General features: G+C 34.1%; 22 protein-coding genes. 10 read left to right on the forward strand and 12 right to left on the reverse strand.

All coding sequences use genetic code 11. The annotated features are described in order from the left end of the window. Positions 1 to 40: 40 nt before the first annotated feature. Together B8977_RS04095 and B8977_RS04100 are read right to left on the reverse strand one after the other, a co-directional pair. Positions 41 to 2,656: a T9SS-dependent M36 family metallopeptidase gene (locus B8977_RS04095; protein ID WP_084016407.1), complete on the reverse strand. Its 2,616-nt coding sequence runs from the start codon at positions 2,654 to 2,656 to the stop codon at positions 41 to 43. Between the two features lie 59 nt (positions 2,657 to 2,715). Then, the gene (locus tag B8977_RS04100) at positions 2,716 to 4,245 is read right to left on the reverse strand and encodes a sodium:solute symporter (RefSeq protein WP_084016408.1); all 1,530 of its coding nucleotides are present in this window, start codon (positions 4,243 to 4,245) and stop codon (positions 2,716 to 2,718) included. 41 nt (positions 4,246 to 4,286) lie between these two features. Between B8977_RS04100 and recR the strand changes: the two genes are divergently transcribed. Genes recR through B8977_RS04120 form a run of 4 tightly spaced genes read left to right on the forward strand, consistent with a single transcriptional unit; the run spans position 4,287 to position 7,326 of the window. Then, on the forward strand, positions 4,287 to 4,901 hold the full coding sequence (recR, locus tag B8977_RS04105; protein ID WP_084016409.1) for a recombination mediator RecR: 615 nt from the start codon (positions 4,287 to 4,289) through the stop codon (positions 4,899 to 4,901). 3 nt (positions 4,902 to 4,904) lie between these two features. Then, a complete protein-coding gene (locus B8977_RS04110; RefSeq protein WP_084016410.1) occupies positions 4,905 to 6,107 on the forward strand; it encodes a glycosyltransferase in 1,203 nt (400 codons plus the stop codon). Then, positions 6,108 to 6,701, forward strand: coding sequence for a phosphoribosyltransferase family protein (locus tag B8977_RS04115; protein WP_084016411.1), 594 nt, complete (start codon positions 6,108 to 6,110; stop codon positions 6,699 to 6,701). Next, positions 6,688 to 7,326 carry an HAD family hydrolase gene (locus B8977_RS04120; RefSeq protein ID WP_084016412.1) on the forward strand — a complete coding sequence of 213 codons (639 nt, stop codon included), beginning with the start codon at positions 6,688 to 6,690 and terminating at the stop codon, positions 7,324 to 7,326. Before B8977_RS04115 ends, B8977_RS04120 begins: the two co-directional genes overlap by 14 nt. 2 nt (positions 7,327 to 7,328) lie before the next feature. Here the strand turns inward: B8977_RS04120 and B8977_RS04125 are convergent, their stop codons facing one another. From B8977_RS04125 to rsfS, 7 genes are all read right to left on the reverse strand, one after another. Beyond that, positions 7,329 to 7,991 (reverse strand): DUF2490 domain-containing protein, encoded by a 663-nt coding sequence (locus B8977_RS04125; protein ID WP_084016413.1) that lies wholly within the window; start codon positions 7,989 to 7,991, stop codon positions 7,329 to 7,331. A 70-nt stretch (positions 7,992 to 8,061) separates the two neighbouring features. Beyond that, positions 8,062 to 8,328 carry a hypothetical protein gene (locus B8977_RS04130; protein ID WP_084016414.1) on the reverse strand — a complete coding sequence of 89 codons (267 nt, stop codon included), beginning with the start codon at positions 8,326 to 8,328 and terminating at the stop codon, positions 8,062 to 8,064. A gap of 43 nt (positions 8,329 to 8,371) precedes the next feature. Next, positions 8,372 to 9,025, reverse strand: coding sequence for a phosphatidylserine decarboxylase family protein (locus B8977_RS04135; protein WP_084016415.1), 654 nt, complete (start codon positions 9,023 to 9,025; stop codon positions 8,372 to 8,374). Beyond that, positions 9,022 to 9,855, reverse strand: coding sequence for a phosphatidate cytidylyltransferase (locus B8977_RS04140; protein ID WP_084016591.1), 834 nt, complete (start codon positions 9,853 to 9,855; stop codon positions 9,022 to 9,024). The genes B8977_RS04135 and B8977_RS04140 overlap by 4 nt, the downstream gene beginning before the upstream one ends. Positions 9,856 to 9,907: 52 nt before the next feature. Beyond that, positions 9,908 to 10,495, reverse strand: a complete 588-nt coding sequence (locus B8977_RS04145; RefSeq protein WP_084016416.1) for an LUD domain-containing protein — start codon at positions 10,493 to 10,495, stop codon at positions 9,908 to 9,910. Between the two features lie 59 nt (positions 10,496 to 10,554). Then, positions 10,555 to 12,546 carry an ATP-dependent zinc metalloprotease FtsH gene (gene ftsH, locus B8977_RS04150; protein ID WP_084016417.1) on the reverse strand — a complete coding sequence of 664 codons (1,992 nt, stop codon included), beginning with the start codon at positions 12,544 to 12,546 and terminating at the stop codon, positions 10,555 to 10,557. 62 nt (positions 12,547 to 12,608) lie between these two features. Next, entirely contained in the window at positions 12,609 to 12,974 is a 366-nt protein-coding gene (rsfS, locus tag B8977_RS04155; RefSeq protein ID WP_185116598.1) for a ribosome silencing factor, read from the reverse strand. A 94-nt stretch (positions 12,975 to 13,068) separates the two neighbouring features. Here rsfS and B8977_RS04160 point away from each other — a divergent pair, with 94 nt between their 5' ends. Then, positions 13,069 to 13,785 (forward strand): biotin--[acetyl-CoA-carboxylase] ligase, encoded by a 717-nt coding sequence (locus B8977_RS04160; protein WP_084016418.1) that lies wholly within the window; start codon positions 13,069 to 13,071, stop codon positions 13,783 to 13,785. Here B8977_RS04160 and B8977_RS04165 read toward each other — a convergent pair. Beyond that, positions 13,782 to 14,162, reverse strand: a complete 381-nt coding sequence (locus tag B8977_RS04165) for a Fur family transcriptional regulator (protein ID WP_245828422.1) — start codon at positions 14,160 to 14,162, stop codon at positions 13,782 to 13,784. The genes B8977_RS04160 and B8977_RS04165 overlap by 4 nt on opposite strands. 81 nt (positions 14,163 to 14,243) lie before the next feature. Between B8977_RS04165 and B8977_RS04170 the strand changes: the two genes are divergently transcribed. The 4 genes from B8977_RS04170 (at position 14,244) to B8977_RS04185 (ending at position 18,049) form a co-directional block, all read left to right on the forward strand. Beyond that, on the forward strand, positions 14,244 to 14,585 hold the full coding sequence (locus B8977_RS04170; protein WP_084016419.1) for a MerC family mercury resistance protein: 342 nt from the start codon (positions 14,244 to 14,246) through the stop codon (positions 14,583 to 14,585). Next, the gene (locus B8977_RS04175) at positions 14,582 to 15,475 is read left to right on the forward strand and encodes an NAD(P)/FAD-dependent oxidoreductase (protein ID WP_084016420.1); all 894 of its coding nucleotides are present in this window, start codon (positions 14,582 to 14,584) and stop codon (positions 15,473 to 15,475) included. The genes B8977_RS04170 and B8977_RS04175 overlap by 4 nt, the downstream gene beginning before the upstream one ends. A 98-nt stretch (positions 15,476 to 15,573) precedes the next feature. Beyond that, positions 15,574 to 17,589, forward strand: a complete 2,016-nt coding sequence (locus B8977_RS04180; protein ID WP_245828424.1) for a TonB-dependent receptor plug domain-containing protein — start codon at positions 15,574 to 15,576, stop codon at positions 17,587 to 17,589. A gap of 40 nt (positions 17,590 to 17,629) precedes the next feature. Beyond that, on the forward strand, positions 17,630 to 18,049 hold the full coding sequence (locus B8977_RS04185; protein ID WP_084016422.1) for a thioredoxin fold domain-containing protein: 420 nt from the start codon (positions 17,630 to 17,632) through the stop codon (positions 18,047 to 18,049). Between the two features lie 4 nt (positions 18,050 to 18,053). On the opposite strand, the gene B8977_RS04190 is transcribed toward B8977_RS04185, so the two are convergent. Next, the gene (locus B8977_RS04190) at positions 18,054 to 19,361 is read right to left on the reverse strand and encodes a DEAD/DEAH box helicase (RefSeq protein WP_084016423.1); all 1,308 of its coding nucleotides are present in this window, start codon (positions 19,359 to 19,361) and stop codon (positions 18,054 to 18,056) included. A gap of 101 nt (positions 19,362 to 19,462) precedes the next feature. Here B8977_RS04190 and B8977_RS04195 point away from each other — a divergent pair, with 101 nt between their 5' ends. Then, a complete protein-coding gene (locus B8977_RS04195) occupies positions 19,463 to 19,933 on the forward strand; it encodes an ankyrin repeat domain-containing protein (RefSeq protein WP_084016424.1) in 471 nt (156 codons plus the stop codon). On the opposite strand, the gene B8977_RS04200 is transcribed toward B8977_RS04195, so the two are convergent. Next, positions 19,920 to 20,318, reverse strand: coding sequence for a VOC family protein (locus tag B8977_RS04200; protein ID WP_245828426.1), 399 nt, complete (start codon positions 20,316 to 20,318; stop codon positions 19,920 to 19,922). The two genes, B8977_RS04195 and B8977_RS04200, sit on opposite strands and share 14 nt — an antisense overlap. Between the last annotated feature and the right edge of the window lie 10 nt (positions 20,319 to 20,328).

A 20,328-nucleotide genomic window follows, 5' to 3' on the forward strand; every position in this document is an offset into this window, starting at 1 on the left:
TCGGTCGAAACGGCTTTAATTTTATTGAAAGAATTTAGAATTATTTTTTGATTAATTTTTTAGTTATAATTCCTTCTTTTGTATCTATTTTAATAACATACACACCCGTTGGTAAGCTGCTTACATCTAAAGTTCCACGTTTAGAGCTCAAATCTAAATTTGTCTGATGAACAGTTTTACCTGTCAGATCTACAATAGAAATGTTAGTGTCTTTATAAGATTTTTCAGTCAAGATGTAAACTTCACCACGTGTAGGATTAGGATATATACTCAATTCAGAATTAGTAAGATCTGAAACACCCATATTGGTACAATCTAATACTTCAGTCGGAGGCATATCAAAAGAAGCTACACCATCGTTTACGCTGTTTGGGCTTCCCTGTGATGCACCATAACCTAATCCTCTTCTTGCAAAAGATTTCCAGATTCTACAATGGTTTGCTCCTTCATTATTGATTTCATCTGCTTCCAAAATTGCGTCACGACCTGTTACAAAACCTGGACCACATGGCTGTAATTTCAATCCGTCAGTTACCAATTGCATTGCTAAGTTGTTTCCACCTGAACCGTTGTAGATATCCGGATCAAATCCATATTGGCTAATCAACTCCCAAGTCATATCCCACAACATAGTTGCCCAAACATACCCTACACCATGTGGTATAGAAACAGAACTGATTGAATTATAGGTAGATGGGTTAATTGTCATATTGGTTGAATATCTGGTTGGTCTGATTCCCACACCTGTAGTTGGCTGAGAAACGGCATATGTTCCAATTCCTCTACCGTCAGCACCTTGATCTCCAGGTTCTATGGTCATAACCAATGCAAAATAATCACTCCATCCTTCACCCATTTGTTCTTGATTATTCAAGCACCCTGAATTAGCAGGGCCACCTGTAAGTCTTGTTGAAATTCCATGTCCGTATTCATGAGCAACGATTCCATTATCAAATGTTCCATCTTTATATCCATCATTGTGACCTTCTTTAGGAACTGAGCCGTTCAATGTAGTGCCTGCCAATAAGGCATCAATGATAGGGTTTCCATCTGTGTTTCTAATCATTACAGATGGAATTGTGATTGAAGCATCTTCACCGCCCATTGTGATCGGAGCACCCGCTACGTTGTTTACCATAACTACGGCTTTAGCACCATTATCCTGCGCTTTTTTTACTTTTACAACAAAGTCACAGTTTCCTCTTTTAATCATTACGATTTTTCCGTTCAATGCAGCTCCGTTTGTGATATTTTCACAACCATCATTTACATCGACACCTCCGGCATCCTGAATTACAACTAAATCTTCAGTAATCGGCGGAATTGGGAGTCCTCCTCCAAATCCGGCTAAAATTCCACTATAATTCCCTTGATGTTCACCGGCTGTATTTACAGAAAATAAATGATCATCACCCTGAGCAGAAGTCCACATAAACATAATCATAAATGGATTGCCACCTTCTGAAGGAGTTCCGAAACGTGCATTGTTCATTTCTCCTAATGCTTCCCCGGTTTGTCCGAAAGCCATTACTTCGTCACCTCCGACACCGCCATTTCCATAATTGTTTACTTGGAAATTACCTGCAGCTTCTGTAAAACCATATTGGTACCATACATCATGCATTACGTTATTCATATAAAATAAATTAGTTGTAGATGCGTCAGGACTTTGGTATAAACTTGAATTAAAATCAATTGGAAAATCAAATATGAGTCCGTCTGTTGCATGTGCGTGTCCTGCAAACGTATATGGTGCACCATTGTAGATCCAATTTAATCCGTCACTGTTTTGATCATTTACGGCTTCTACATTGTTTCCTTTCGTAAAGTTGTGTTCTGCTCCCTCAGAACCGTTGGTGTCATGCCATCCAAATGGAGAACCATTAGTCGTAGCAGGGGATGATATCAAGCTTCTTTCTCCAAAAGTTGGAGCTTCTATAGGAAGTTTAAATACACGGTATTGAGCGCCATCATTTAATGTATTTACTGCAAATTGATTTTTTAACCACTGAACATTTTCACTTTGTTTAAACTCTGTAGTTGGATTAGTAAAATGCCCATGTTCAAAACTACAGCTCAACAGATGATTGTGTTGAGATAAAATTGCTCCTGTTTGAGCATTTACCACAACTTCCATTATTTGCATTTCATTTTCAATTTTTACATTTAAATGCAAAACCCAAGACAAAGTAAGTTTTCCGTCTTCAGTAGGAAAATAAACCAAAACATTGTCAAAGCTAGTGTTAATTCTAGCTCCGTTTTCAGCGTTTAAAGTTGAACCAAAATTCTGAGCAGCAGTTGCCGCAGCTTGTTCTAGCGTTAAATTTGCTTGAGAAGTATTAACTTTTTGAGGAACGTTGTTTTGAAATGTGTGATTGAATTGAGCGATTTCTCCATTTTTCAAAGTAAAGTTAGCAATCGCATTATAAACCGGAATTCCTGAATGATATTGTTGAAAATAAGCATGTTCAACATTTGTTTTTTCATTCGTATAATTGGTTTGAAGTTCTAATTCCTGAAAATCAGCATTTTTTAATCCTAATTCTGTAGAATGTTGAATGAAATACCCTTTTGCCATATTCAGCACACGGGATTCCTGTGACCATGCTGTGACCGATAAAAAAGCCAGCAAAGCCGAGAGATAAAGTTTTTTCATGTATTACCTATTTATTGTGAATTCGTAAATGTATAAATAAAAGGTTAAATTTTAGGATTCTATTTAGAATTATTCTTTTTACTGACAAACCAAAGTCCAATGAAAGTTAACAATCCATTCAACACAATTAATTCCACACCGATTTTGTAATCTGTATTGGTTGAAACAAATTCATTAATTAAATAAGTTACAGCGGGAGCAATCAATGCAACACTTAGAATTGAAAACTTTATTGAAATGGTTCGTTTGGTGAAAATCCCAAATGCAAATAACCCCAATAAAGGACCATAAGTGTAGCCTGCAATTCCCATGATGAGATATACTATGGATTTGTCATTGATCCATTTGAAAATTAAAATCAACAAGAAGAATATTAAAGTAAATGCAATGTGCACCCAAATTCTGATTTTCTTTTTTTGCTTTTCATGTAATTTTTCATTTTCGTTCATTTTCAATAAATCTACACAAAATGAACTTGTAAGTGAAGTCAATGCTCCATCAGCTGAAGGGAACAATGCTGATATCAAACCAATTATGAAAATTACCGCAATAAACATAGGGAAAAAACCTTGTAGGGAAAGCGCCGGAAAAAGGTCGTCGCCCATGATGTTGGTGATTTCACCGGATTCGTCTGCAAATCCAAAAATTCCCTCGCCATAAACCGCTCCGTTTTGCATTGCATAGAGATAAAGTAATCCACCCAAAAACAAAAATGCAAAGTTTACAATCAACAAGGTAGACGCAAACGTTAGCATATTTTTCTTTGAATTATAAAGATTGTCTACACTTATGTTTTTTTGCATCATTTCTTGATCTAAACCCGTCATGGCAATGGTTATGAACATTCCACCAATTAAACTTTTTAGAAAAAATGTAGCTGAATTTCCGTCCATATTAAGCAAATGCGTATAACTATTTTCGCTCAAAGTAGTGTAAGCTTCTCCGAAAGATAAATCCAATTGCGTTAAAACATAAATGATACAAACCACCAAACTTAAAAGCATAAAAGTCGTCTGCAAAGTATCCGTTACCACAATGGTTTTCACGCCGCCTTCATAAGTGTATAGTACTACCATCAAGAGAATGACAATCGTTGTCAGCCAAAATGGAATTCCAATTTGATTCAATAAAAATATTTGTAAAACATTGATAACCAGAAATAATCTTGCGGTTGCACCAATTCCTCTTGAAATAATAAAAAATATGGAACCGGTTTTGTGCGCTTCAACATTAAATCTTCTTCCTAAATAAGTATAAATCGAAGTCAGATTCATTCTATAATAAAGAGGAAGCAAGACAAATGCAACGATGAAGTATCCGAGAAAAAATCCGATGACCATCATGTAATATTCAAATCCGCCGTATATGTAATCGGTTCCAGTTAGCTTCCCAACCGTCCCGGGAACGGAAATAAACGTCACGCCGCTCAAACTTGTACCGATCATCCCAAATGCCACGAGCCACCATTTACTTTTCTTGTTTCCTATGAAAAATGATTGATTATCAGAATTTTTACTGGTGCGCCAAGCGATAAACAAAAGACCCACGAAGTAAATCGCAACAAAGAAAAGGATGATGTTTGAGTTCATATCTCGTTTAAATTTCATCCAAAAATAGTACTTTTGGTGGAATGAATTACCCAAGTAAAGTTTTTGAAAGAGCTGTTGAAGAAATGTCACAGCTGCCCGGAATCGGAAAACGCACTGCGCTGCGTCTTGTTTTGCACATGCTCAATCGTTCTGCTTCCAAAACTGAAAACCTCGCAGATTCCCTTCAACACTTGGTTAATGATATTCAGTATTGCGAAAAATGCCATACGATTTCCGATGCACACATTTGTAATATTTGTTCCAATCCTTTGCGCGATTCTTCGATAATTTGTGTTGTGGAAGATGTTCGTGATGTGATGGCAATTGAAAATACAGGTCAATACCGCGGTGTTTATCATGTTTTAGGTGGAAGAATTTCTCCGATGGAGGGAGTAGGTCCGGGACAATTGAAAATTGAGTCACTAGCGCAAAGAGTTCAGAATGAATCAATTTCAGAATTGATTTTTGCTTTGAGTTCAACTATGGAAGGCGATACAACTTCTTTTTATTTGTACAAAGTTTTGAAAGACTCCTCAGTTCAATTTTCTACAATTGCACGCGGAATCGGCGTAGGAGACGAGTTGGAATATGCGGATGAAGCAACTTTAGTTCGTTCTATCCAAAATAGAATTCCTTATGCTACTGAAATGAATTAAATAATGCAGAAAAAAATTCTCATCGTTTGTTTTGATACGCCTTTTCCAACCAATTACGGAGGAGTTTATGATATTGCAGCGAAGTTTGATTTTTATAAAAAAAACAATATCAAAGTTGATTTAATTTGTACGTGTTTTGATGAAAAACGTTTGAAATATTTTAGGAATTTTATTGCTAAAAATGAAACGGTTATCGATAGTTTTCATGTGGAATTAATTAAACCGAATATTTTAAATTCATTTAGTTTTTTAAGTTCAATTCCGTTTTCAGTATTGGTTCGTAAAATCAATTATGATAAAGTAGAATTTCTAAAATCAAATGAGTATTCTTTGGTTTTGGTAGAACATTTAAAATCTGTAAATAGAATTGAAAAATTAAAGAAAATTTTAAAAAATAATCCTGATTTTTATTTGAGAGTTCATAATGATGAAGCAGATTATTACCGAAATCTTTCTTCAGTGTCAAGAGGCTTGAAACGATTCTTTTTTTATTCAGAATCAATTAAGTACAATAAATTTCAAAAGAGCATTTTGTCAAATTCTTTGTTGGACGGTTTTCTATTTATTTCTCAAACAGAAAAAGATAATTTGAATAATTTGATTATAGAAGAAAAAACGAATATTTTGCTTCCGGTATATGCTCATTTAAAGGAAATTGAATCATTTAATTCTAATCCCAAAATAATTGATTTTCTGTATGTTGGAAATTTAGATTTGGATGATAATTTTAATGCGCTTCATAAAATTAATTCTTTTTTGCATAAAAATAATTTAAATCAGTTCAAACTAAAAATTGTTGGAAAATGTTCAGATGAAAATCGAAAGGCAGGAATAATAGAAATTTTCTCAGCAATTGAAAATGTTGATTTTCAGTTCAATGTGAATTCAGAAGAATTAAAATTAAATTATAAAACTTCAAAGTTCTTTCTGAATTTTTCGTCGAATCCAAGCGGTGTTAAAACCAAATTGATGGAGGCTATGAATTTTGGAATTCCTGTGATTTCAAATAGGGAAGGGGTTGTCGGAAGTAATTTTGAAGACGTTGTTTTAAGTGATGAAAATATTGATGTAAACTGGTTGAAAAATCTTTTGAATAATGATACGTTTCGGTCAGAATATCAATCAAGTTATAAAATATCTATTCAGGAAAAAATGAATTGGATTGAGCAAACATATCATAATTTTTTTAATTCTAAATCTCATTAAATGAAAGTTTTAGATTTTAAAAAAGATGGATTCATAAATTTCTTGAATGAAAATTTTCAAGAATTAATTGAAGTAAATAAAAAGATATTGGTTTTGGGAATTGCTGATGGTGGAATTCCTGTGGCTGAAATTGTGTATCAATTTTTCAAAAATAAAACGCAAAATGAAATAAATTTAGATTTCATCAAAGTACAAAGACCTTCCACAAAACAGAAAAAAGCCAATCCCATAACTGAAAAATCATTAAAGTTTGTATTTTCAATTTTGCCTAAATTTGTTTTGGATTATTTGAGAATTTTTGAGCACAAAAAATTTAGCAAAAGAAGTCAGTCCGATTTGGAAAGAGAAATTAAACTCAATTCTAAAATTAACTTTTCTTTGTATAATTTGATTTTGGTGGTTGATGATGCTGTTGATAGTGGAGCTTCGATGAAAACGGTAGTTGATTTTGTGAAAGAAAAAACTGAAAATTCAGTTGTTGTGAAAGCAGTCTCAGTGGTTTTGACGCAGCAAAATCCCATTTTTTTGCCTGATTATTTCTGGCTTCGTGATGTATTAATCAGATTTCCCTGGTCATTGGATGGAAGAAAATAAATCTTTTTTTGATTTTGACGAAACGCTTATTCGTATCAATTCGTTTCCATATTGGATTCTGTTTGTAATCAGTTATTCGGCTCTGTCATTTGATTTTAAATTGACTGCAAAATTTTCAAAACTTTTATTTGAAAGGAAAATCAGAAAGAACATTTCTCATTATAACTTTAAAAAGGAACTCTTAAAATTTTCTGTTTCAGATAATTGCAACCAAAAATTTGCAGGATTTCTTTCTTTTTTTACAAGAAAAGAATTGATAAATGAACTGAGAAGGCTTCATGTTGAAAAACATAAGATTGTCATTTCTTCAGCTGCACCGGAAAATTATTTGAGAAAAACAATCGAATTAATTTTACCTGAAATTTCAGATGAAATCTTGATTATTGGTTCCAAACCTCATAATAATGAATGGGTAGATAACTATAAAGAATACAAGCTTCAAAATCTTTACAAATCTCAATTTCTACATGAAAATGAAATTCTGAAAAATGTTTATACAGACAGCTGGGATGATTCCGCTTTGGCTTATAAGTCTGAAAACATAATTTTGATTTCTCCAAGTAAAAAATCTAAAGAAAAGTATTTTTCAGATGTTAAACTGAAAGACAGAATTCGATTTTTTTGATTTTAAAGTGTTACAAAAGCCATAATATTTAGCTGGTCTCTTGAAAAATTATTTAAAATCTGATTCATGTAACCTACTTCTAATCTCAAATTAGAATTGAATTTGTAACCCAATCCGGCAAATACTCGGTTCCTATCAAAAAAATCTGATTTAGTATTGATGAAAATTTCGTTATAAGCTGACAGATAAGCAGTTTTATCGAGCATTTCTTTTTGATTCAGTGGGAAATTTAAAGCCAAGAAATAACGCAAACGCATTTTAAAATCTTCTTCGATAAATCTTTGTTCAAAACGGTAACGGTGCTGCAGATTGAATCGCCAAAAACTTTGTTTGGTTATGAATTGCTGGTAAATTCTATGTTCATTTACATTGATTTTTTCATCCTCAATTCCCGTATAATTTTCGCTGTGAATGAAAGCATAACCTAATAAAATATTGTTGTTATTTGGAGTGAGATTATAACCAATCCCCGTACGCAAAAGCAATTGTTCCAAATCTCCTACGAAGTTGTAATTTCTATATTGGACTTCGTGATGCCAATTCCATTTTTCATCGATTTGTTTATTTCCGAAATAAATCCACCAATTTCCAAAATCTGAATCTTGAGCTTTAGATTGAAAAAAAGAAAGGAATAGGAGAGAAAGAATTGCTATTTTTTTGAACATGCGAATTAATTGAAAAATAAAAGTTTCTGAACTTTTGATCCAGAAACTTCAGAATTTAAAATTTATATTTTTAGTGAGCTGAATCTTTTTTCTCAACTGTATGTGTTTCTGTTTTGTTGGAAGAATCTTTCTTTTCAGCAGCATGAGCATCTTGGTTACCATGTCCTTCAGCGGCATGCGCATCGTGACCTTCATGAGCATCATGTCCTTCGTGATGGTCAACATGTTCAACTGCTTCATCATGTACAACCGGCAAAATGCTTTTATTTCCTTTTGGAGTTGCATCACAGGCAGTTAATAAAAAAGCTCCAACGATTAAAAGTCCTAATTTTTTCATTTATGATTTAATTTTTTGATTCTGAATTTTATTCCTGACAAATTTACTTTAATTCTGCGATTTTCTGAACTCCTCCGCGAGTTTTATCGCCAACTTTTACCAAAATTTCTGTTCCAAGTGGTAAAAATATATCCAATCGCGAACCGAATTTTATAAATCCATATTCTGCTCCGGCAACAGCTGTGTCTTGTTCTTTTGCATACAAAACGATTCTGCGCGCAACAGCTCCCGCAATTTGTCTAAACAAAACATCTTTTCCGTTCTCTGTTTCGACTACGACAGTTGTTCTTTCATTTAAAGTAGAAGATTTTGGGTGAAAAGCTACTAAAAATTTTCCCGGATGGTATTTGGTGTAAACTACTTTTCCTGAAACAGGATAGCGGTTCACGTGTACATTCAAAGGCGACATAAAAATGGAAACCTGAAGACAACGGCCTTTCAAATATTCAGGTTCGTCAACTTCTTCCACGATTACAACTTTTCCATCGACAGGCGCGATTACGTCCAATGCCTGAGAAGTTGTATTTCTGATTGGATTTCGGAAAAACCAAATGATAAATCCATATAAAATCCAGAAAGGAACAATTAAAATTAATGCATAATAATTAGGAATAAATGTGAAAATGCTTAATCCAATTCCTAAAAATAAAAGAAAAAATACGATTAATATAATTTTCCCTTCTCTATGTAGTCTCATAAAACTTCGTTTAGCAATAAATAAAAATATACCATTGGAACAACAAATATAAAGCTATCCAACCTATCTAAAAAACCGCCATGACCCGGAATCAATTTTCCGCTGTCTTTGGCATTAAATAATCTTTTTAATTTGGATTCAATGATATCTCCGATAGGAGCTGTGATAGATACAATTAATCCAATTACAATCCAGTTTACGCGGCTGTCCGGGAACATGTATTCATTTAAAATAAATCCAAATGCGACTGTAAATATAAATCCACCGATGGCGCCTTCCCAAGTTTTCTTTTTTGAAATTTTCGGAACCATCGGATGTTTTCCCCATAAACTTCCAAAAACATAAGCCATGATGTCACTGAGCCAAATCAATACAAAAATGAATAGGATTTCATTTGAAATTATTTCCACACCTGAGTCTAAAAAAACAGTTGGAATTGTCAATGCCAATCCAAATGGAACTGCGATGTAAATCACTGCAACAGTAGCTTTTCCAAATTCTATGTACAATTCATTACTCGAAAACATGATTGTAAAACAAGCCAATAAAAATAAAACAGGGCCTGCAAAACTCATGGATTGAAGCACAAATGCACTTTGTGCGTTGAATAAGTAATAGGTGAAATAATAAAAAACGCCAGCAGAGGCCAAAAATGAAAGTCCGATGTATAATTTATCAGACAACTCAGTAATTTGCACGTATTCTATAAAACACATAATAAGGAATAATCCCATCAATCCTGTAAAAAACCAAGGGCTTCCGGTGGTTCCAAAATAAATCAAAGCGATGTAAACAATTCCTGAAATAATTCGCGGAACTAAATCTTTCATTTTTGATTTTTCGTTTTTACTTGTACTTAGATTTGCTTCCAATTGAAATTGATCAAATTTGTTCTACCAGCAGCAAAAATATGTTTTTCGCATTAGGTGAGGAATCAAAATTGTGCATATTTTTTCCTCTTATCGAAGTTATGTTAGATGGTAAGTTATCTCCTTTACAGGATTTAAGTCTTTGAAGTGCTTCACTTATATTGGAAACCAATTGTTTAGGATTCGCGTAAATGATGAAATTATCGGGAAGTTCATTCAGTTTTCTACCTGAAGTTTGATGAGAAGAAAGCATAATAGCTCCGTCATAAGCCACCAGATATTCACATTCGATAAAGGAAAAATCAGAATCTCCTAACATCGAAGTATGTTTTACATTTAAACGATTTAAAAAAGATTGTAATTTATCTTCGAAACAGATGATTTGATCTATTTGTTCGTTTCCGATAATTTCCTTTAAAGTTTCAAGTGCTTCCTGTTCGCCGTCACAATAGAAAAACTGTCCGCCTCCTGCATTGAAATTTTTAGCAAACAAAACATCAATCGGGTCGTTGGATTGAAAAGCCACGAATTCCAGATCAGATTCATCTGTAGATGATTCATCACTTTGTGCAGTTAATAATTGCTTGAGTTTTTTCCACATACTCATTGATTATTGAGGATAAGCGAAAATAATTAAATTAAACTAAACTAAAGTAGCTGTTAATCCTTTTTATCAACAGCTTCTTCACTATTTTTGGTAATTACAGTTTCTATTAATTCAGACGGATTTGTATCAATAGGAGAAGTTGCATTTCCTGCAGGTTCCATTACTGCATCTTCCTCATTTACAATTCTTTCTCCAAATATCTCAACCAGATCTTCTCTGAAAATAACTTCTTTTTCCAACAATTTTTGAGCCAATAAATCTAATTTATCGCGATTGGTACGCAATAATTCTTTTGCACGCTCGTATTCACCTTCAATAATTTTAGAAACTTCGGAGTCAATCGTCTTTGCAGTTTCCTCGCTGTAAGGCTTGCTGAAACCGTATTCATTTTGTCCTGAAGAATCGTAATATGAAATATTTCCGAGTGTATTGTTCAATCCATAAATGCTGACCATAGCTGAAGCCTGTTTTGTCACACGCTCCAAATCGCTTAATGCACCGGTAGAAATATCTCCGAAAACAACTTCTTCAGCTGCACGTCCGCCCATTGTAGATGCAATTTCGTCCAACATTTGTTCTGTTGTAGTGATTTGTCTTTCTTCTGGTAAATACCAAGCTGCACCCAATGATTTTCCACGAGGAACGATGGTAACTTTTACCAAAGGAGCCGCATGTGGAAGCAGCCAACCCACAGTCGCATGACCTGCTTCGTGGTAAGCAATTCTCTTTTTTTCTTTGGGTTTGATTAATTTATTTTTCTTTTCTAATCCACCGATGATTCTGTCAACAGCGTCCAAGAAGTCTTGTTTTTCAACAACGGTTTTATTTTTTCTTGCCGCAACTAAAGCCGCTTCGTTACAAACATTGGCAATATCTGCACCACTGAATCCAGGCGTTTGTTTTGCTAGAAATTCACTTTCAACATCTGTACCTAAAGTCAATGGTTTCAAATGAACTTCAAAGATTTCTTTTCTTTCATTTAATTCCGGTAAATCCACATGAATCAAACGGTCAAATCTACCTGCGCGCATCAATGCTTTATCCAAAATATCAGCACGGTTGGTGGCGGCTAAAACGATAACTGTTGTATCTGTCCCGAAACCGTCCATTTCAGTCAATAATTGATTCAAAGTATTTTCGCGTTCGTCATTTCCTCCGGTAAAATTATTTTTACCACGGGCACGACCGATTGCATCAATTTCGTCAATGAATATAATCGCAGGGGATTTGTCTTTTGCATTTTTGAATAAATCACGCACACGTGAAGCACCAACACCCACAAACATTTCCACAAAATCAGAACCTGAAAGTGAGAAAAACGGAACATTAGCTTCACCGGCAACCGCTTTTGCTAACAAGGTTTTACCCGTTCCCGGAGGACCTACTAACAAAGCACCTTTAGGAATTTTACCTCCTAATTTGGTGAATTTTTCAGGGTTTTTAAGGAAATCAACAATTTCCTCCACTTCTTCTTTTGCACCTTCCAATCCAGCTACATCTTTGAATGTCACACGAACTTTTTCGTTTTCGTCAAATAATTTTGCACGAGATTTTCCGATGTTGAAAATTTGTCCACCTGGACCGCCACCTGCGGCACCGCCCATTCTTCTGAAAAGCAAATACCAAATCAAAGCAAAGAATAAAACCCAAATCAAAATGTTCCAGAATATTTTGCTGAAAGCATCCGGAGCTACATTTTCAAAAGTGGTATTTAAACTTTTTTCAGATTTAATTTGTTCAAATTCTTTTTCAAAATTGGCATTATCCGCTACAATAAATGAATATTGAGGTGAAGGCGCGCTCAACATATTTGAATTAGAATTCTGTGGCGCTATTTTTTTAAATTCTTCAGATTCCAAAGCAGTTTTCGTCAAATAAACGTCAACCTTATTTTCTTCTAAATGAAGTTTTACATTTTGTACGTAACCTTTTGATAGATAATCAAAGAAGGTACTTCTGTCAAGTGGTTTGACAGGCGTCATCATGGAATTAGAAAAAAACCAAAACCCAATAAGAACCAATCCTACTGCGGCATAAATCCACATCGGATTAAAAGTATTTTTAGGGCGCCTGTTATCTTTATTGTTATTGCTCAATTGCTTCTTTTTTAAACGGTTACTTTAATTTCTTTGGCATCTCCCCAAAGTCCTTCGATGTCATAATATTCTCTGAATTCTCTTTGAAAAACATGCACGATGATGTTGGTATAATCCATCAAAATCCATTGCGCATTTTCATTTCCTTCTACATGCCAAGGTCTTTCTTTGGTTTCATTTCTCACTTTTCTCTCTACAGTTCCGGCAATTGCGCTCACTTGTGTGTTCGAATTTCCGGTGCAGATGATGAAGTATTCACAAAATGCATTTTCTATTTCTCTCAAATCCAGAAGGGTAATGTCTTCTCCTTTTACGTCGCCGATTGCGTCTATGATAGTATCAATGAGTAGTTTTGAATCGATATTCTTTTTAATCATTCGTTTTTTATAAGTTTACAAAATTAAGGAATTATCCTCAAGTTTAGTGAATTTAAATAACTTTAAACCGCAGAAATAATATTATTTAAAAAGTATGGAAATTCATCAATATGATTCTATTCCCAGCACCAATACGGTTATCTTGGAAATGTCCAAAAAAGATGCCAAATCATGGACGGTAGTTTGGACTTCCAATCAAACAGAAGGAAAAGGATATGCAGGAAATGTATGGCGTACGGAAAAAGATAAAAATCTAGCAGTTAGTTTTTTGATTAATAGTGATTTAAATTATGAAAAACTGGTTCATTTCAATCAATGGATTTGTAATTGCATTTGTGAATTTTTAGAAAACTATTCAGATGAAGTTTGTGTCAAATGGCCTAATGACATCATTATCAAAAATAAGAAAGTTTGTGGGGTTTTGATTGAAACGCATAAATCTGAAAATCAGTTAAATATAATTACAGGGATTGGTTTAAATGTCAATCAAACTTATTTTGAAAATCTGAATAAAGCCGGTTCTTTGGCATCACAAACCGATCAGATTTATGACATTGAGGAAATTTTGTCAGGTTTACTGACAAAACTGGAAAGTTCTTATTATTTGATTCAGAATAAAGAATGGAATCTGATTATGAAAACTTACAATTCTAAATTATTTAGGAAAGATAAAGTGAGCGTTTTTAAAAAAGAAAATGAATTATTTAACGGTATAATTCAATTTGTGGATGAATCAGGTTTTCTTCATGTAAAACTTGAAAATGAGGAAATTAAATTATTTAAAAACAAAGAATTAGAAATGATGTATTAATGACAATTTTTGCAAATTCCTGACACTATATTGTTCATGTTGATGAATTGATAGCCTTTCGGTAAACTCACTTCAATTCTCTGATTCAGACATTCAACTTTTGAACATTTCACACATTGGAAATGGATGTGATTGTGCGTATGTTTTTGGTTTTCACAATCCTTGCACAAAGCGAAATAATTCTTCCCTGCTTCGGAAGTGACTTTATGCACTAAACCGTCTTCACAAAACGAATTTAAAATTCTGTAAACCGTAACACGATTCGTAATTCCTTTCAATTCCTTTTCGATCATATCCTGACTGAGCGCATTATCAGAATCTTGCAGTATTTTCAGAACCATTTCTTTGGCAGGCGTATTTCTCCTTTTGATTTCCATAAAGCAAATTTAATAAAAATTTTAATGAAACATTGTTGCATTAATTAAATCATTTTGTATTATTGCAACAAAATTGCTTTAATGAAAATTATTAAAAATAAAACTCTTGACTTGTTGGGAATTTCATCCGCCGGAATCTGTCTGATTCATTGCGTTATTTTTCCCTTACTTACCATCATTCCACTGGGATTGAGCCATAATCATTACATCGATTTGGGTTTTGCCTTAATAGGTTTATTCGCCATTTTCAGCATTAAAAACCTGAATCAAAATGTTAAGTACATTTTATTGTCGTCTATCTCTTTGATTTTAATTTCCGTACTGCTTGACATTTTGTTTCATTTTCATTCTCCGTTAATTTACGTCGGAGCTATTGGGTTGATAATCGGACATTTATTAAATCTAAAAAAACACAATTTATGAAAATTTACGATGTCATCATCATAGGCGGAAGCATGGCTGGTTTATCTGCTGCATTGACCCTTGGGCGTTCAGTAAGAACGGTTTTGGTAATTGATGGTGGAAAACCTTGTAATCGTTTTACGCCTCATTCACATAACTTTTTGACGCAAGATGGAATTGTTCCAAACCAAATTTTAGAAACTGCAAAATCGCAGATTTTAAAATATGAAACCGTTGAATTTTACGATGGAGAAGTTCAAAATGTGGTTAAAGACACTGAGTTATTCATAGTGGATTTGAGTTCTGAAGGTAGATTTTTCCATTCAAAAAAAGTAATTTTTGCAACTGGTCTAAAAGACAATCTTGCCGATATCCAGGGTTTGAAAGATTGTTGGGGGATCTCTGCCATTCATTGCCCTTATTGTCATGGGTATGAATTTAAACAAGTGAAAACCGGAATTTTAGCAAACACAGAAGCCGCTTTTCATTATGCTAAACTAGTTGGGAATTTAACTGATGAATTGTCTATTTTCAACAATGGAATTTCAGAATTTACAAATGAACAATCGGAATATTTAAAATTAAAAGGAATTCAGGTCATTGAAAATAAATTAATTGAAGTCCAGCATAAAGACGGTTTTATTAAAGGGGTTCAATTAGATAATGATCAATTTATAGAATTAAATGCTTTGTATGTGCGACCTGATTCTGAACAAAGCTGTAAAATCCCGGAATCGTTGGGTTGTGAATTAAATCCAAATAAATTATTAGTAGTTGATATATTTCAAAAGACCAATGTAGAAGGCATTTTTGCTTGTGGTGACAATTCCAATATGTTCCGATCGGTTTCAGCTGCGGTAGCTTCCGGAAATATGGCTGGAGCGAGTGTGAATATGGAGCTGTGCAATTAATTAACATAAAATAATTTTGTTAGATTATTCTAACATATTATATTTGCTGCATGAAATTTAAAAATTTATATATACTAGGTTTGATTCTATTTTCAAGTATGAATGTGTTTTCGCAAATTGCCGAAGAACAAGATTCAACCAATTTTGAAGATGATTTCAATGAGCTAGAAGGTGCGGTAATTACAGGAACCATGAAAGAAGTAAGTCGTTTGGAAAGTCCTGTTCCGGTGGAAGTTATCACCTCTAAATTATTTAAAAAAAATCCTACACCAAGTTTGTTTGAAGCAATCGGGATGGTCAACGGAGTTCGTCCACAGATGAATTGTAACGTTTGTAATACAGGCGATATTCATATCAATGGGATGGAAGGTCCTTATACTTTGATTTTGATTGACGGAATGCCTATTGTAAGTTCACTTTCAACGGTTTATGGTTTAAATGGAATTCCTAACAGTATGGTTGACCGCATCGAAGTGGTAAAAGGCCCGGCATCATCATTGTATGGATCGGAAGCCATGGGCGGAATCATCAATGTGATTACGAAAGATGCTTCCAAAGCACCTAAATTCTCTGCGGATTTCTTTACTACTTCTTGGTTGGAATACAGCGCGGACATCGCAACTAAATTTAAAATCGGAAAAGCAAATAGTTTGTTGGGTGTGAATTATTTCAAATATGATAATTTGGTCGATGACAATGGGGATAATTTTACCGATTTGACTTTGCAAGACAGGATTTCAGTTTTTAACAAATGGAATTTTGAACGCAAGGAAAACCGCATTGCGAGCTTGGGTTTGCGTTATGTGTATGAAGACCGTTGGGGCGGTGAAATGCAATGGAATAAACGAACCGATCGAGGAAGCGACAAGATTTATGGAGAATCTATTTTCACTTCAAGAATCGAAGCAATTGGAATGTATCAACTCCCAATAAAAGAGCGGATTATAACTCAATTTTCATATAACTACCATGACCAAAATTCATGGTATGGAAATATACCTTATATGGCCAATCAGGAAGTGATTTTCGGGCAGGCTTATTGGGACAAAACCTTTGGTAAGCATAGTTTGATGCTCGGTGCAACGCTTCGCCACACCAATTATGATGACAATACACCTGCAACTGCTTCACTAGATGGAGTGAAAAACGAACCTTCGAGGACTACTTTGCCAGGCGTTTTCATCCAAGATGAAATTAAATTTAATTCACAAAATACATTGTTGTTAGGTTATCGATATGATTACGACAAAAACCACGGAAGCATTCATTCACCGCGTGTAGCTTATAAATGGAATTCATTCAATAAAAGACAAACTTTGCGTGGAAGTTTCGGAACTGGATTTCGTGTGGTGAATTTGTTTACAGAAGACCATGCTGCGCTGACAGGATCGCGTGAAGTAATTATTTTGGAAGAATTAAAACCTGAAAAATCATACAATGGTAATTTGAATTATGTTACTCGTTTTTCAACTGATTTTGTGAATATTGACGTTGATTTAACCGGATTCTATTCTTATTTTACCAATAAAATTATAGGCGATTATGACATTGATCCGAACCAGATTGTTTATGATAATTTAAATGGTCATGCGATTTCACAGGGGATTTCACTCAATACAAACCTAACTTTTGATTTTCCTTTGCGGGCTTCGTTGGGAGTTTCTTACATGGATGTTTACCAAAAAGAGAAAGATGAAAACGGAATTTTACAGAAAAATCAGCAATGGTTTGCGCCGGAATGGTCAGGAACTTTTATTGTGAGTTATACTTTTCCGAAAAATTTCATGGTGGATTTGACCGGAAACTGGAATGGTCCGATGCGTTTGCCCATTTTACCCAATGATTATCGACCAGAATATTCGCCTTGGTTTGTAATTGCCAACATTCAATTGACCAAGAAATTTAACAATGGTATCGAAATTTATGGAGGAATTAAAAATTTATTTGATTTCATTCCGAGTGAAGATCCGTTGATGCGTGCTTTCGATCCGTTTGACCAAAATGTGGATGACCCGATTAACAATCCGAATGGTTATACTTTTGATACGACATATAATTATGCATCGTTGCAAGGAATTCGCGGTTTTTTAGGAATTAGATACAGTTTGTTTTAATTGAATGAATTTTTGCCTTAAAATATTTATATTTATTCTGTTGTTGAATTTTAAAGTGACTTCGGCACAAGAATCCATTTCTATAAACGAAATCGAAAGTAAATTAATTCAAAATAAAAAATACATCATAATCGAATTGTATACCGGTTGGTGTGGCATTTGTGCGATTCAAGACAAGAAAATTCAGAAAAATGATGAATTGATTAAATTGCTTGAAAATGAAGTATATCATGTCAAATTCGATGCAGAATCAACCGAATCCTTTATCCTAAATGGAATTAAGTTTGAAAACAAAAACGGCAAAATTCATGAATTTGCCAAAGCAATTTCTGTTGACTCGAATGCTTTTCCTGCTTGGGTTATTATGAATCCAAAATTTGAAGTCATTTTTCAGTACAATGGATTAATTGAAACAGAGGATTTGAAATCTATTTTATTGAAATTAAATAAATTGTATTGATTATTTAATAAGCAACTTCCATCTTTATTTTTTTGTTCTTCAACTTTTCATTGGACAATTTATTCAAAACATCTTTGACTTTTTTGCGGTTGACAGCCACATAAGAAGTTGTGTCTTTGACCTCAATTAAGCCGATGTCTTCTTTGGTCAATTCTCCTTTTTTGATTAAATAACCCACGATGTCAACCTTGTTCACTTTGTCCTTTTTTCCCACGCTGATGTAGATGGTTTGCAACGGTGAGTTTTGCGGCACTTTGTTATATCCGTCAACAGATTCTTCTGGCGTATCTTTTTTGATGAAAGGAAAATTTTCGTCCGGCGTCATGATGAGATAAGAAAAACCTTTGGCATTCATGCGCGCTGTACGACCATTTCTATGGATAAAAGCATCCACTTTTGGTGGCAATTGGTAATGTACAATCGACTCTACTTCAGGGATATCCAAACCTCTGGAAGCCAGATCTGTAGTAATCAAAATTCTGGCAGAATCATTTCTGAATTTCAGCAAAGCACGTTCGCGTTCGTCTTGTTCCATGCCACCATGAAAAGTTTCGCGTTCGATTCCTTTTTCATAAAGCAAATCCGAAATTCTGTCCACAGCATCTCTGTGGTTACAGAAAATCAAAGTTCGTTTATTGCCGATTTTACAAATGAGATGAAACAAAGTATCTAATTTTTCTTCAGAGGTCGTCATCACTTTTCTCATTTGAATGTCCGGTTTCGAATCATGCATTTTGAGAAAATCAACCGTTTTTACATCTCTCAAACCAGTGAATTCTGGAATATCATGCATCGCAGTTGCTGAAGTTAAAATTCTTTGAGAAAGGCTTTTCATTGATTTAATAATGAAACCCATATCTTCCTGAAATCCAAATTCTAATGATTTGTCAAATTCATCTAAAACCAAAGTTTTAATGGTCGAGGGATCAAAATTTTCAGTTTTTAAATGATAAGCAATTCTTCCCGGAGTACCGATCAACAGGGCAGGAGCCTCGGTTAGATTGTTGATTTCAATTTTTTTATCGTGCCCGCCGTAGCAAACCGAAACTTTGAAATCAGTGCCCATGGATTTAAAAACCTGTTCAATCTGCAACGCCAATTCTCTCGCCGGAACCAAAACCAAAGCTTGGATTCCGTCAACGTCATTGTCTAAGTTTCTCAAAACAGGAAACAAAAAAGCCAGCGTTTTTCCTGAGCCTGTCGGCGAAAGCAGGATGGTATCTTGCTCTTTTTCAGAAGTTTTGTATGTTGATTTCTGCATTTGATTCATATCCTGAATCTGGAGTTTTTGATAAATTGATTCTAATTCCATTTGGCAAAGTTAACGCAATTGGAATGGTTTGTCAGGATTAAAGCATTTGGAACACAATTTTTATTAATTTTTTAGTAGTTTTATCCATCAAAATATTCAATATGTCTGAGAAACTTTTTTATGCCATCCGAAGTGAAGATTTGAATTCTGTAAAAGAAATTCTTAAAAAAGATAAATCATTGATCAACGTAAAAGACCAAAGAGGTTCAACGCCTTTGTTATTGGCTACTTATTATGGTTTTGAGGACATTACTGATTTTATTTTGTCGCTCAATCCGGAATTGAATGAAAAAGATGGCTCAGGGAATACTGCATTGATGGGTGTTTGTTTCAAAGGCCACGAATCGATTGCAGAAAAGCTAATCAAAGCTGGAGCCGATGTAAATGAAACCAATTCTACGGGTGGAACGGCATTGCATTTTGCAGCGATGTTCAATAAAGTTAATTTGGTGAAATTACTTTTGAAAAATGGTGCGGACAAAACCATAAAAGACAACCGCGGAATGACGGTTGTAGAACAAGCAGAAAATCAAGGTGTAAAAGAGATAATTGAAATTTTTAATTCAAATTAATTTTTTCTGCAAACGCAATTATGTGACCGTCAGGATCAGTAAAATAACATGCCTTATCACCCCAATTTCTTTCTGAAACATGACTGATTAATTTTGCTCCTATTTCGATTGCATTTTTAAACTCATCCTCAATATCAGTTATATAGAAGTACAATTCGCAACGCGGGATTCCCGTTCCTTCATTTGGATGTGGAGTTTGATTATTTAGAATTGCAGCCATTCCTGCATTGGGCATCAAACCTAATTTACAGTTATCATTTAATTCAAATTCGGTCATTCCAGGAACATTTAAAACAGGTTCTTTTCTGAATAATTTTTTGTAAAAATCGGTGCTGATTTCCTGATTTTCTACATAAATAATGAAATTTATATTTTTGATATTCATAATTTTATGA

The sequence above is a fragment of the Moheibacter sediminis genome, from assembly GCF_900176425.1.
GTDB classification, from domain to species: domain Bacteria; phylum Bacteroidota; class Bacteroidia; order Flavobacteriales; family Weeksellaceae; genus Moheibacter; species Moheibacter sediminis.